General features: G+C 50.8%; 13 protein-coding genes. 8 read left to right on the forward strand and 5 right to left on the reverse strand.

Going from position 1 to position 13,612, the window contains the following annotated elements:
• Nucleotides 1–702, forward strand: a 702-nt coding sequence (locus NYR02_RS10310; RefSeq protein WP_260976287.1) for a hypothetical protein, incomplete at its 5' end; no start/stop codon positions are given.
• Between the two features lie 63 nt (nucleotides 703–765).
• Nucleotides 766–1,077, forward strand: coding sequence for a DUF3601 domain-containing protein (locus NYR02_RS10315; protein ID WP_260976288.1), 312 nt, complete (start codon nucleotides 766–768; stop codon nucleotides 1,075–1,077).
• A 50-nt stretch (nucleotides 1,078–1,127) separates the two neighbouring features.
• Here NYR02_RS10315 and NYR02_RS10320 read toward each other — a convergent pair whose 3' ends face one another.
• Both NYR02_RS10320 and NYR02_RS10325 read right to left on the reverse strand, forming a co-directional pair.
• A complete protein-coding gene (locus NYR02_RS10320) occupies nucleotides 1,128–1,736 on the reverse strand; it encodes an NADPH-dependent FMN reductase (protein ID WP_260976289.1) in 609 nt (202 codons plus the stop codon).
• 66 nt (nucleotides 1,737–1,802) lie between these two features.
• Nucleotides 1,803–2,414, reverse strand: coding sequence for a glutathione S-transferase family protein (locus NYR02_RS10325; protein ID WP_260976290.1), 612 nt, complete (start codon nucleotides 2,412–2,414; stop codon nucleotides 1,803–1,805).
• Nucleotides 2,415–2,542: 128 nt separating this feature from the next.
• On the opposite strand from NYR02_RS10325, the gene NYR02_RS10330 reads away from it, so the two are divergent.
• A complete protein-coding gene (locus tag NYR02_RS10330; protein WP_260976291.1) occupies nucleotides 2,543–3,124 on the forward strand; it encodes a TetR/AcrR family transcriptional regulator in 582 nt (193 codons plus the stop codon).
• 197 nt (nucleotides 3,125–3,321) lie between these two features.
• On the opposite strand, the gene NYR02_RS10335 is transcribed toward NYR02_RS10330, so the two are convergent.
• The 3 genes from NYR02_RS10335 to NYR02_RS10345 form a co-directional block, all read right to left on the reverse strand.
• Nucleotides 3,322–3,627 carry a hypothetical protein gene (locus NYR02_RS10335; RefSeq protein WP_260976292.1) on the reverse strand — a complete coding sequence of 102 codons (306 nt, stop codon included), beginning with the start codon at nucleotides 3,625–3,627 and terminating at the stop codon, nucleotides 3,322–3,324.
• Between the two features lie 409 nt (nucleotides 3,628–4,036).
• On the reverse strand, nucleotides 4,037–4,948 hold the full coding sequence (locus NYR02_RS10340) for a response regulator transcription factor (RefSeq protein WP_260976293.1): 912 nt from the start codon (nucleotides 4,946–4,948) through the stop codon (nucleotides 4,037–4,039).
• Entirely contained in the window at nucleotides 4,935–8,378 is a 3,444-nt protein-coding gene (locus NYR02_RS10345) for a hybrid sensor histidine kinase/response regulator (RefSeq protein WP_260976294.1), read from the reverse strand. Before NYR02_RS10345 ends, NYR02_RS10340 begins: the two co-directional genes overlap by 14 nt.
• A gap of 308 nt (nucleotides 8,379–8,686) precedes the next feature.
• Here NYR02_RS10345 and urtA point away from each other — a divergent pair, with 308 nt between their 5' ends.
• Genes urtA through urtE form a run of 5 tightly spaced genes read left to right on the forward strand, consistent with a single transcriptional unit; the run spans nucleotide 8,687 to nucleotide 13,600 of the window.
• Nucleotides 8,687–9,940, forward strand: coding sequence for an urea ABC transporter substrate-binding protein (gene urtA / locus NYR02_RS10350; RefSeq protein ID WP_260976295.1), 1,254 nt, complete (start codon nucleotides 8,687–8,689; stop codon nucleotides 9,938–9,940).
• Between the two features lie 57 nt (nucleotides 9,941–9,997).
• Nucleotides 9,998–10,924 carry an urea ABC transporter permease subunit UrtB gene (urtB, locus tag NYR02_RS10355; RefSeq protein WP_260976296.1) on the forward strand — a complete coding sequence of 309 codons (927 nt, stop codon included), beginning with the start codon at nucleotides 9,998–10,000 and terminating at the stop codon, nucleotides 10,922–10,924.
• A gap of 9 nt (nucleotides 10,925–10,933) precedes the next feature.
• Nucleotides 10,934–12,136 (forward strand): urea ABC transporter permease subunit UrtC, encoded by a 1,203-nt coding sequence (gene urtC / locus NYR02_RS10360; RefSeq protein WP_260976297.1) that lies wholly within the window; start codon nucleotides 10,934–10,936, stop codon nucleotides 12,134–12,136.
• Complete coding sequence (gene urtD / locus NYR02_RS10365; RefSeq protein WP_260976298.1) at nucleotides 12,123–12,887, forward strand: urea ABC transporter ATP-binding protein UrtD; 765 nt, start codon at nucleotides 12,123–12,125, stop codon at nucleotides 12,885–12,887. Before urtC ends, urtD begins: the two co-directional genes overlap by 14 nt.
• 23 nt (nucleotides 12,888–12,910) lie before the next feature.
• Nucleotides 12,911–13,600 (forward strand): urea ABC transporter ATP-binding subunit UrtE, encoded by a 690-nt coding sequence (gene urtE, locus NYR02_RS10370; protein ID WP_260976299.1) that lies wholly within the window; start codon nucleotides 12,911–12,913, stop codon nucleotides 13,598–13,600.
• Nucleotides 13,601–13,612 lie beyond the last annotated feature (12 nt).

A 13,612-nucleotide genomic window follows, 5' to 3' on the forward strand; every position in this document is an offset into this window, starting at 1 on the left:
GGGAATCGGTTACTGCTCACCGATGGAATACGAGCAAATAGCAGCATGAAAATGAACGTGTCCGTTTTATCGGGGCAAGATCACTGCATTCCGCTGCGCTCCATGCAGCCCCAGAGCCGGGCGTTATGTGGTCATGAGGTTCACATGCAAATAGTCGAACTATTATCAGTTGACCCTGAGTCGAAGGAAGTAAAAGTTCTTTACGATGTCTTCAGCTGGGGGAGAGAGGCCTTAGGGGAGTATATCTATTTTGCGGAAATAGACTCCAAAGGATATCAAGACGACGGAACCGGAGACCTCACCAAGGCGGAATATTATGCATCAGTCGAAGTTTGTTTCGAGGATGACGTATTGGAGGTAGCTCAAAATAATATCACGAAAGCCTCTGCACTTCCTATTCAACCTCCTATTAATGCTATAGGGAATATCAGTCCCCACGAACTCTTTCAACATCACCTAGGTGCCGAGGAATTCTACATTGATAGCGGCTCTAATCACTGCTTTTCTATGCGTTTGATTTCATCGTTTCAAACGGTTTCATTTATTAAAGCCGAAACATTAGAAAATCGCACAAAAACTATTCGCGTCTCAGGCAAGGGAACCGATATTAGTATTGGTCAAATGTACGAAGCCGCTACTCGCCTAATAAATAGATATAAAGCTATTCCCTATAATCAATTCTCAGGAGCTACGCGCGATTAAATTACAATCGAATAACAAGTATTGCAGCGGATAAGCCCTATCTCAACACGAGTCTTTTTACCCATGACCTTTGGCCCGAAACCTGCCGGTACCTGGACCGGCCATAAAGCAGCAAACTGCGGTGATAATCATAATTTTCTGCGTGCCGGTGAGCGTTATGAGGTTATTCAGGCATTTACCGATTACGATCAGCATCTGCACGCCGTTGGGGAAAGCTGGGGATTTCTGGGTTATTCATTTCTGCCGTACGACGACGGCATGTCATTTTTCGTGTCGTTTGACGGCGAACAGGAGTGGCATATCCGCCTGCAGTGGCGGCCTGAAGAACAGGGCCAGCTGCTGGACAATTTAGCGCAGTATATCCGCGCGCTCTAACCCGTGTGCTCTCGTCCGCACGTTGTCGCCGGGCAGCTGGCCGCTATTGTTTACGACATACCGTTAGAAAAGTCCGCCAGTCCTGCACACAAAGTATCACGTACCGGTTTCAGGGCTTCGGTGTAGGTTATCAACTGGTCGAGTGCATAACGGGTGCGCTTTTCCAGATAAACATCACTCATACGCCCTTCCTGCCCCACCCAGAGGTCATTCGCATCACGCAGCAGCAGATGCTCAGGCAGATATAACAGGCGCGAGTTTTTGTAGCCGCTGTGGCGTAACTCGGCAATCACAAAGGCACCACCGGCCGAAGCCGATACACCAACCAGTAATACCGGTTTGTGCGCCAGTTCTTTCATACCGCACCAGAGCAGAAAATTTTTCAGTCCTGCCGGCACCATGCCGTGCCATTCCGGCACGATAAATACAAAAGCATCGGCAGCTGCAGCACGGGCTTTTACCTCGGCGACGTCCTGTTCTTCTGTACTGCCCGCTGCCAGTGGTTCGCCATCCCAGAGTGGTAACTTGCTTTGATAAAGATCAATCAGGGTGGCTTTGCCAGCCAGAAAATGCTGATTCATATAATCGGCAATGCGGCGGCTTTGTGAATTGGCGCGATGGCTGGCAACCAGCAGGCAGATATTCAGATCAGAATTCATAACATCCTCCATGGTTAATCATCACCTGCCGCACAGCGCGTTTCGGCAGGCGGCAGGCACAGGGTGTTATGCAGTATAGGACGGGCGCGCTTTCATTTGCGCGTGCCAACGCTGAATAGCCGGAAAATCTTCGGTAATACGCAACTGAATCACCTTACCGAATTCCAGCGAGCAAAGAGCCGTGATGTCTGCTACAGAGAAGTGATCACCCGCCACAAATTCATGCTTTTGCAGCTGCTGTTCCAGAATGGGTAAGAACGCAGCCGCCAGCTTACCGGCTTCTTCGCCCCAGGCGGCAACCGGTGTCATACGGTCTTTAAAAAAGCCGGTCGTATGCTGGAAGCAATGGCCAATCGGCATCAGTAAGGCGTTGTCGATGCGGCGATCCCACATCTCTGTCAGCGCTTTCTCTTTGGCATCGCGCCCCATCAGATTCGGTTCCGGCTGAATTTCTTCCAGATAACGGTATATGGCTGCGGTTTCAGCAATGCAGGTGCCATCATCAAGTTCCAGCACCGGTACTTTCGCCAGACTGTTGCGCTCGCGGAATTCCGGCTTCAGGTTCTCACCACCCGCCAGGTCAATATCAATCATCTCAACACCGCTAATGCCTTTTTCTGCCAATGCCATACGGCTGCGACGCGGATTGGGTGCCATATTGGCGCTGTACAGTTTCATACGGATTCCTTGTTTTTCAGAATGATCATTCTGGATTACACTAGCCAATATCAGAATGATCAGTCAAGAAAGATTTCTCCGCCGATTTCTCAGTAGCAGACGCAACGAACCGGAAAACAGGTACACCAATGGCCAGAACCAAATCATTCGACCCCGCTCAGGTACTGCATCAGGCCATGCTGCTGTTCTGGCGTGAAGGATTCCGCCAGCTATCGCTGGAAAATCTGGTACAGAAACTCGGGGTTAACCGCTACAGCCTGTATCAGACATTTGGAAATAAACAGGAATTTTTCCAGCAGGCACTGGTTTTATATACCGATACCGTATTCAACCGGCTGTTATTACCACTGCAGGAGCAACAAGGGAAAACCGCCATTGTCGCTTACTTCCGCCTGCTGCAGCGGCAGTTACAGAACGACCAGGCCAGTGCCGGTTGTATGCTGTTAAATGCCAGCCTGAATGCAGGACAGCTCAGTGAAGAAAGCCTGAACCTTATTAAAGCCAGTTTGCGCCATCAGGAAGAGAGCCTGAAGAAAGCTCTGCAGCAGGCGATGGCTAATAACGAATTAAACCGCCCGCGTGACCCATTGACCGCCTCGCGTTTTCTCGCCAGTCAGGTACATGCCATGGTGCTGTTACGCCAGAATGCCGGAAAAAAACGCGTGCACGATGTACTGGAATTTATGATTGCCGAACTCGAAGCCTGGTAACAGTTCAGGGCCTGTTAATTCACGCTCTGACAGGCCGTTGATTTTCGTTTCGAGGCAGTCAATGCAAGGCAGCCGAAGCGCAGCGGAGACAACAACCTTCTGGTTGACCCGCCTGCGGGCGCCAGTCAAAACTGGCGAAAAAACGCAGTTTACAGATCGTAAATGAGCATTTTTAGTCCACTACTGTCCCACAGTTTTTAATCCGCACCATAGCTGACAAAACAGCATTTTTTAACATCAAGGCCCAATGCCTCCCAGGGGAACTTATCCCCTTGCCGGCGGGCCGACCCCAGCTTCGCGCTTTCTGGGCCGAATTCCTTAAAACCTTGATATTTACTGGCCTCGCGCCTCATCGGCCATCCATGGCCGGAGCCACTTGTCCGCATCCCTGCGGACAGACCAGACATATCTACGGTTTCGGCGGCGGCCCCAGAGGCGCAGAAAACCGTCACCGCACTGCTGCTTTTCAGAGCAAGTAGCTGAACTGAAATTTCATGTCTCAAACGTTGTTTCCTCTGGAATACGGCTGAGCGGATAGCTAAAACCGGCGATCGTGCGGTGCCAGACAACCAGATGATTCTGCGGCCTTCAGAGCAAAACCCTGCCCCGGAACGATACAAATTATGGGTGTTTTAAAGCGTCGTTCCGGGGCGAATTGTTTTGCGTGCCGCATAATCATTGCAGTTGGCTGGATGAAGCCGGACGCGCCGAAAAGAGAGGATCGTAAGGAGATACCTCTCCTTGCATTGGGCCAGGGGCTTGCCCCGGAAAGGCGTTTCTGATTGAAAAACAGTAGTCGATTAATGCTGCCGTTTGGAGTGACGCAATGTCACTCCAAACTGTGGGACAGCAGTGATTTTGAGTCGGTTTTTAACACTGCAGTGGCAACGCAGATAGGAAATCAACAGCCTGCTAATGGTTAACCGCCAGTACTCCAAGGCTGACCGCCGCCGCCGATGTGCGGTTTTCTACTCCCAGTTTACGGAACACCTGCTCCAGATGTTTGTTCACCGTACGCGGGCTCATGGTCAGAATCTGGCCAATATCCTGATTGCTTTTTCCCCGCGCCAGCCACAAAAGCACTTCTGATTCACGCTCGGTAAGGCCAAACTGCTGACGTAAGTCCTGACACAGCAAGGTGTCATCTTCGTCCATCAGGCGCAGTAAAAATTCTCCCGGATAAGGCTGTCCCAGCAAGCGTAAAGTCAGCGCCTGTTCACCCAGCTGTAGTTTGAACTGGCTGTGTTTTTGCGGCGCGCGGCTCAGCCAGCCAATTGCCTGCTGCTGCAATGCCTGCGCGAAGGCATCACCGTTGTAATTCAGTGCTGCCAGTAATTCCTGAGCACGCTGGGTACACCACAGTATTTCACCGTGCAGTGAGCAGGAAAATGCCGGCTGTGCCAATTCATTCAATGCACCACGGGCACTCTGGGTTTTACGTGCATTATTAATATGCACCTGCGCACGGGCGAGTAATTCATTCAACCTGACCGGCTTGGTCAGGTAATCCACACCGCCGCATTCTAAACCGCGCACAACGTGTTCGCTGTCACTCAGCCCTGTCATAAAAATAACAGGAATATCCTGTAAATCGACGTTGTCCTTCAACGCTTTACAGGCTTCAAAGCCATCCATATTCGGCATAATGGCATCCAGCAGAATTAAATCCGGTGCCATTCGTTCGGCAATGTTCAGTGCCTGCATGCCGTCCATCGCCACCAATACGGTGTAACCGGCACCACTGAGTGCTTCATTCAGCATGGTTAACGATTCGGCGGTATCATCGGCGATTAATACCAGCCCTTTGCTTTCAGCCCGGATCATTAGCAAGTACCTTCTGGCTGATGGAAATAACAGACGCAAACTGATAATCGCGTACATATTCGCGCAGCTGGTTAATGCAGCGCTCGTCAGCTCCGGCATTGGCCATACGTTGCAATACCAGTTCAATTCCGCCGATATAACCAATTTCGGCCATTGCCTGAAGCTCACGCGCCTCCGCTGGCGGAATATTTCGCCAGTTAAGGCTGTCAGACGCAGTCGTCACAGAGCGCTCGCTGCTGATCACTTCACGGTGGTAATACCATTCCAGTTCCAACACGCTTGCGATTTTATCCAGCAGTGCCTGATCACGGATGGGTTTAATCAGATAGGCGTCGTTTAATTGTTCTGTAACTGAGGCTGCCCCGCCCTGATTCGCTGCCGATTGACGATCTTCGGCATCCGCCGACACCATAATCACCGGTGTTTTAACGCCCCGGCTGCGTAACTGCCGCAATAATTCCCAGCCGGTCATTCCCGGCATGGAGATATCCAGCAAGAAAACATCCACCCCGGCATCGGCAAACGATTCCAGACAGGAAAAACCATCCGGCGCTTCCAGCACCACAAATCCCAGCGGCGTTAATATTTCGCTGATCAGCCCCCGGTGCGAGGCATCATCATCGACCACCATCACCGTTTTTTGCGCGCCTTTTAAGCCGCTGATCTGTTGCGCCGGTAACGTGCGCGAGCTGGATGTAGCCAGACTGGAAAGCATCATCGACAAGCGGAATACGCTGCCTTTACCCGGTTCGCTGCTGAGGGTAATTTCGCCCCCCATAATATCGGCCAATAACTGACTGATGGTCAGGCCAAGGCCTGTACCCGGCATTTGTGGTAGACCGGGTTTACGGATGCGCTCAAAGGGCTGGAATATGCGTTTGCATTCGGCCGCTTCGATACCAAATCCGGTATCGCTGACGGTAAATTCCGCGACCTGACTGCGATAACGCACCGCCAGTGTCACCGAACCCTGCTGAGTAAATTTAACCGCATTGGATAACAGATTAATCAGAATCTGGCGCAGGTGTTTTTCATCGGTGGCGACCATGTCCGGCAAATGAGCACAGGGAAGATAAATAAACTCCACGCCTTTGCTTTCTGCCTGCAGGCGGAACATATCTACCAGTTCCTGTAATAAATGGCCGATGGCGACTTCATCTCGGCGGATTTCCAGACGCCCGGCTTCAATTCTGGAAATATCCAGCAAGCCTTCAATCAGATCCGCCAGATGGTCACCACTGCGACGGATAAGGCTGATTTTATTACGCTGTCCTGGCAGTAGCTGGCTGTCTTTTTCCAGCAACTGTGCATACCCCAGGATGGAGTTCAGCGGACTGCGCAATTCATGGCTGATACCGCCCAGATAGCGGCTCTTAGCCTGGTTCGCAGCCTCAGCTAATTCTTTAGCCTGCTGCAATGCCCGGTCGGTTGCTTCATGGGCGGTAATCTCGCGGGTTAATAATTCCGTCTGCCGTACCGATTCATCCAGCGCAAACTGGCGGCTTTCATTCGCCAGAACAAACAGCCAGATTAATACACCGACAATAATCAGTAATAACAGATACACCTGGATTAAGGTTGCCCCGACCAGATGCTGACCGGAATCGGCAGCGGGCACCTGTACATACACCAGCCAGAACAACACCGCGACAATACCAGCAATTAATAACAATAAACCGCTGAACTGCATCAGGCGCGGATTCATTTTTTGCACCAGCCAGACCGGCAACAGAGTTTCCAGCAGAGTTTGCATCTGCTCACTTAAGCGCGCTTTATCTTTGCATTGATCGTGGCAACGGGATTCCAGCGTACAGCATAAAGAGCAGATATGGCCTTTATAGGCCGGACAGCTGGCAATATCTTCACTGTCAAAATGGTTGTCACACACCACGCACTGTACCGGTTCTGCGGCCACAGCAGGCGTCAGGGGAATAATCTCGCGCGCCAGATAAAAGCGGCCACGGGTAATAATGGCTAATAAGGGCGAAGTAATAAATGCCGTTGCCAATGCCAGATAAGGCGATAAAGCCTGCGGCAGTTCGCCGAGAACGCCGACATAGCAAACAATGCCAACCAGCGACGCCAACAGCATAGCGCCGAAACCGACCGGATTAATGTCGTATAAATAGGCCCGCTTAAATTCAATGTGTTTAGGACTTAACCCCAAAGGTTTATTAATGATCAGATCGGCGACCAATGCACCCACCCAGGCCACAGCGACGTTGGAATAAATCCCCAGAATATGTTCCAGCGATTGGTAAACTCCCAACACCATCAACAGTAACGCAATCATCACATTAAACACCAGCCAGACCACCCGGCCCGGATGGCTGTGCGTTAAGCGCGAAAAGAAATTCGACCAGGCTATAGATCCGGCATAAGCGTTGGTTACGTTAATTTTTACCTGACAGAGAATGACGAAGATGCCGGTCAATGCCAGTACGGCCATGGGCGAATCGCTGATATAGCCAAAAGCAACGCGGTACATTTGGGTTGGATCTGCGGCATCAAGCACCGATAACCCATGCTGCACCGCCAGCACCGCTAAAAAAGAACCTGCCAGAATTTTCAGTGCTCCCACCAGAATCCAGCCCGGGCCACCGCCAATCAGAGCCAGCCACCAACGCAGTTTATGCCGGGGTTCAGGCTCTGGCAGAAAGCGTAAAAAGTCGACCTGCTCACCGATTTGCGCTATCAGGGAAAAAACCACCGCCGAAGCTGCACCAAAGTAGATCAGATTAAATTTTCCGCCGTCTTCTGGTGCATTTTCGAAATTGCCACCAGGGATGGTGCTGGTTTCGCCGACACCGGGATAATTAATCCATTGCTCTGCTGCTGACCATTCATGCCAGAGAATAAAAATAAACGGCAGCAACTGCAGCACCAGCCACAATGGCTGACTCCAGAGCTGAAAACGGCTGATAAAGGTAATGCCGTGAGTTACCAGCGGAATCACAATCAGTGCGCTGAGCAGATAGCCTGCCGCCAGCGGCAGGCCGAATAATATCTCCATAGCGGAGGCCATAATGGCCGATTCCAGCGCAAAAAAGATAAAGGTAAACGAGGCATAAATCAGCGAGGTAATGGTCGAACCAATATAACCAAACCCTGCCCCACGGCTGAGTAAATCAATGTCTACGCCATAGCGGGCGGCGTAGTAACTGATAGGTATGGCGGTCAGGAAGATAATGGCAGACACCACCATAATGGCGCTGACAGCGCTGTTAAAGCCATACATCAGCGTTACCGCTGCACCAATGGCTTCCAACGCTAAAAAAGAAATCGCCCCCAGCGCGGTATTGGAAACACGCGCCGCCGACCAGCGCCGCGCGCTTTTGGCAGTAAAGCGCAGGGCGAAATCTTCCAGTGTCTGGTTTGCCACCCAGCGGTTGTAGCTGCGCCGGGTTTTATACACCACTTGCTCAGACATAGTCTGTTCTGCCTCTCCCAGCTGCTGACCAGCTGATCTGCCGCCGAATACTCCGGCGTTAAATAGAAAGACATCCCGTCCTTGCGACACCTGCATCAGTGCAGAACAGATCCCTCTTTGTGTCAGCCCGAATGTTCTTCCCTTCGGGCATCAGACTCTAATCACATCCCATGCCAACCTCTATGCGTCAAATGACGTAGGTCTCTGGAGCAATCCGCTGATTCTTGTCAGCCGCCCTCTGCCGCATTCTGAGCGGGCTTCAGTTCAACTCAAAAAACGTACTCACTCAGTCACAAAGAGGCCTGACTATGCACTCAAAATCCCAACCCTTCAGCGGCACACGTCGCCGCCGCTTTCTGCAGAATCTGCTGGCCGTACCGGCGGCTATTATGCTTGCCAATGCCAGCCTGACGGCCCATGCCGACAGTGCCAATACCACCGGACTGGCGGTCACCGATAAAACCGTTACCGTGGGTATTCTGCATTCTGTTACCGGCACAATGGCCATCAGCGAAACCGGTTCGGTACAGGCTGAAAAACTGGCCATCGAACAGATTAACGCCATGGGCGGTGTACTCGGCCGTAAAATTGAATACATCCAGGAAGACGGCGCCAGCGACTGGCCGACCTTTGCTGAAAAATCCAAAAAATTACTGATTAAAGATAAAACCGCTGCGGTATTCGGTTGCTGGACATCGGCTTCACGCAAAGCCGTACTGCCCATTTTTGAACAATATAATGGCATGCTGTATTACCCAACCTTTTATGAAGGCCTGGAACAATCTCCTAACGTTATTTATACCGGCCAGGAAGCAACCCAACAGATTCTTGCCGGTATTGACTGGGTAGTAAAAGAAAAAGGCGCTAAATCTTTCTTCCTCCTCGGTTCCGATTACATCTGGCCACGGACATCTAACAAAATTGCGCGTAAGCACATTGAAAAACTCGGCCTGAAAGTCAGTGGCGAAGAGTATTACCCGCTGGGTCATACACAGTTCAACTCGGTTATTAACAAAATCAAACTGAAAAAACCGGATGTCATCTTTGCGTCGGTCGTAGGTGGTTCCAACGTTGCATTTTATAAGCAGCTGAAAGCCGCCGGTATTGATATGACCAAAGAGAAGCCACTGGTTCTTACCATTTCCGTGACCGAAGACGAAATCCTGGGCATTGGTGGTGAAAACATCGAAGGGGCTTACGCCTCGATGAAATACTTCCAGAGTCTGACCAACGACAACAACAAAAACTTTGTTAAAGCCTTTAAAGAACGCTGGGGCAAAGACATCGTTATTGGTGATGTTACCCAGGCAGCCTACCTTGGCCCATGGTTATGGAAAGCCGCTGTTGAAAAAGCCGGTTCTTTTGATATCGACAAAGTTCGTGCCGCCTCTCCGGGCATTGAACTGAAAACGGCACCGGAAGGTTATGTACGGGTCCATGAAAACCATCACCTGTGGTCAAAAACCCGTATTGGTAATGCTCAGGCTGACGGCCAGTACAAAATTGTGTACGAAACCAAAGACCTGATCGAACCCGATCCATTCCCAGCCGGTTACAAGTAAGACATTAAGCGGCCTGCGGGCCGCTGCTTACCCGCTTTATTCACCGGAGAGTTCATTATGTTTGCTGATTACACCATGACCGAGCTGACCTCGATCTTTGCTATGCAAGGGTTTGCCGGGCTGATTTTATTTTCTGTATTTGTACTGATGGCGCTGGGTCTTGCCATTATTTTCGGCCAGATGGGCGTTATTAATATGGCACACGGCGAATTTATGATCCTCGGTGCCTATGTTACTTACCTGACCTCAACCCTGTTTGCTGAATACCTGCCGTCGATTTATGACAGCTACTTTTTTATTGCCATGATATTTGCCTTTATCGTCACCGCAGCACTCGGCGCTCTGGTTGAATGGGCCATTATCCGCCACCTGTATAAGCGTCCGCTGGACACTCTGCTCGCCACCTGGGGCCTGAGCCTGATTTTACAGCAACTGTATCGCACCGTATTCGGTGCCCGTGAAGTCGGCGTCACCCTGCCGGATTGGCTGATGGGTTCTTACGCACTGAACGAGAATATTGAAATCCCCATCAACGGTTTATTTGTTATGGGCCTGACCATTGTTATTACCGTTGGCGTTGCCTTAATGATGCAGAAATCCCGCCTTGGCAAACAAACCCGTGCCGTCGTACAGAATCGTCCGATGGCTGCAGCGGTGGGAATTAATACCGAAAAAGTCGACCGCATGACCTTTGCACTCGGCTGTGGTATTGCCGGTATCGCCGGTTCCGCCTTCACCATGATCGGTTCCACCGGCCCGACCTCCGGCCAGCTTTATATTGTCGATACCTTCCTCGTGGTTGTGTTTGGTGGCGCATCCAGCCTGATTGGTACGGTTGCTTCCGCATTTACCATTTCTCAGGCGCAGTCGACGATGGAATTTTTCCTCAGCGGCTCGACCGCCAAAGTTCTTACCCTTCTGACCGTGGTTGGCATTCTGATGCTGCGTCCACAGGGTCTGTTCTCTCTGAAAATTCGCCGCTAGGAGTTTGTTATGACAAAAATCAAAGATTTTATCGGGCGTTATCAGCTCAGTCATTTACTGATTCTCGCCGCCTTATTACTCGTCGTGATGCCTCTGGCGATGGATATCTTCCGCCTTAACCTGGTAGGTAAATACTTAACCTACGCTTTTGTCGCACTGGGTCTGGTTTTGTGCTGGGGTTACGGTGGCATTCTCAGCCTGGGCCAGGGCGTGTTCTTTGGTCTGGGTGGTTATTGCATGGCGATGTTCCTGAAACTGGAAGCCTCATCGCCGGAGCATACGGCCATTCAGTCGACACCGGGCATTCCGGATTTTATGGACTGGAACCAGCTGACTGCGCTGCCATGGTTCTGGGAACCGTTCCACAGCTTTGGCTTTACTTTACTGGCCGTTGTTATTGTTCCGGCACTGTTTGCTTTCATCATTGGCGTGGCGATGTTTAAACGCCGGGTCAGCGGTGTGTATTTCGCCATTATTACTCAGGCCATTGCCGCTATTCTGACGATTTTAATTATCGGCCAGCAAGGCTATACCGGCGGCGTTAATGGCATTACCGATTTACGCACGCTGCACGGCTGGGATATCCGTACTGATAGCGCCAAATACATTCTGTATTTTATTAATGCCTTTCTGCTGATCGGCTGTCTGTTCGCTGCCCGCTACATTATTAAAAGCAAACTTGGCCGGTTACTGGTTGCCATGCGTGAACGTGAAGACCGCGTACGCTTTTCAGGTTACGACGTGTCCAGTTTCAAAATTTTTATTTACTGCATTGCCGCGGTGTTCTCTGCCATTGGCGGAGCCATGTTTACCCTGCAGGTCGGTTTTATGTCGCCTTCGTTTGTCGGCATCGTGCCTTCCATTGAAATGGTGATCTTTTGTGCCGTCGGTGGTCGCCTGTCGATCCTGGGCGCGGTTTACGGAACGTTACTGGTGAACTGGGCCAAAACCAGCTTTTCGGAATCTTTCCCGGAGCTGTGGCTGTTTGCCATGGGCGCACTTTTTATTGGTGTGGTGATGGCGTTTCCTAATGGCCTGGCAGGTCTTTATCAGAGCTACGTTGAGCCGCGTTTGCAACGTTTTAAAAAGACTGCAGAACCGCTTGCTTCTGAATCAGAAACTGAAGTACTGACACCAGAGGAAATAAAGCCAAAGCAACACGCCAAAGACACTGAATCTGCTGCCGGGGAATATAGCCATGCTGGAAACTAATAAATCCATCGCACAAAAAGATTTTGTGCTGAGCATTGAAGGTCTGACCGTGTCTTTCGACGGATTTAAAGCGGTAAACAATTTATCGCTGTACGTTGAAGAACAGGAAATCCGCGTCATTATCGGCCCTAACGGGGCCGGTAAAACCACGGTACTGGACTTAATCTGCGGTCGCACCAAAGCCACTGAAGGTTCGATCAAGTTTAAAGGAACCGAACTGACCCGTCTGAATGAACACCAGATTGTTCATGCCGGTGTCGGCCGTAAGTTTCAGAACCCGTCTATTTATGAAGATCTCAGTGTATTCGAAAACCTCGAGTTGTCTTTTCCCCGTGGCCGTAATGTTTGGGGCGCACTGACCTTTCGCCGCGATGCCGAAGTGGTGGCCAAGGTTAAAGAAATTGCCGACATGATTTTTCTGGGTGACAAGCTCGATATGAACGCCGACCTGCTCAGCCACGGCCAGAAGCAATGGCTGGAAATCGGCATGCTGCTGATTCAGGACCCGGAACTGTTAATGCTGGATGAACCTGTGGCCGGCATGTCGGTTTCAGAGCGTAAGCAAACCGCCGAATTATTACAGCGTATTACCAAAGACCGCTCGGTATTGGTGATTGAACATGACATGCAGTTTGTCGCCGATATCGCCGACCGGGTAACGGTTCTGCATCAGGGCCAGGTGCTGTCTGAAGGTTCCATGGAGCGGGTGCAATCTGATCCTAAAGTCATCGAAGTCTATCTTGGCCACTGATACCGACCACTGAGGGTTATTGTATGTTCGAAGTATCCGATTACAGCGTTGCCTATGGTCAGAGTGATGTTATCCGCCATCTGAACCTGAGCATTAAACCGAAAGAAATTGTCGCCATTCTGGGACGCAATGGCATGGGTAAAACCACACTGATGAAGTCATTAATCGGCATGATTCCCAGTAAAGAAGGCAGCCTGACGCTTTCTGGAAAAGAATTGTCCGGCTTAAAAAGTTACGAACGCGTGGGTGCCGGGATTGGTTTTGTACCGCAGGGACGGATGATTTTTTCCACCATGACGGTATCAGAAAATATCGAAACCGGATTAACCAGCACCGGTGAGCGCAAGATTCCTTCTGACCTTTACAGCCTTTTTCCGGTACTGGATGAAATGAAAAACCGCCGTGGCGGTAATTTATCCGGCGGCCAGCAACAACAACTGGCGATTGCCCGCGCCCTGGCGAGCAATCCCAGCGTGTTACTGCTTGATGAGCCGACGGAAGGTATCCAGCCATCCATTATTAAAGAAATGGCGCGCACGCTGAAGCAAATCCGTACACAGCGCAATTTATCCATTCTGGTATCTGAGCAGGTACTGAGCTTTGCCCTCGATATTGCCGACCGCATTCTGGTGATTGAAAAAGGTGCCATCGTGCTCGACGTTCCGGTAGCAGAGGCCGATCAGGCAACCATCAGCCGTTATTTATCTGTGTAAAAGAATGCGAAT

The organism is Thalassolituus pacificus, from assembly GCF_025318105.1.
GTDB lineage: Bacteria > Pseudomonadota > Gammaproteobacteria > Pseudomonadales > Oceanobacteraceae > Venatoribacter > Venatoribacter pacificus.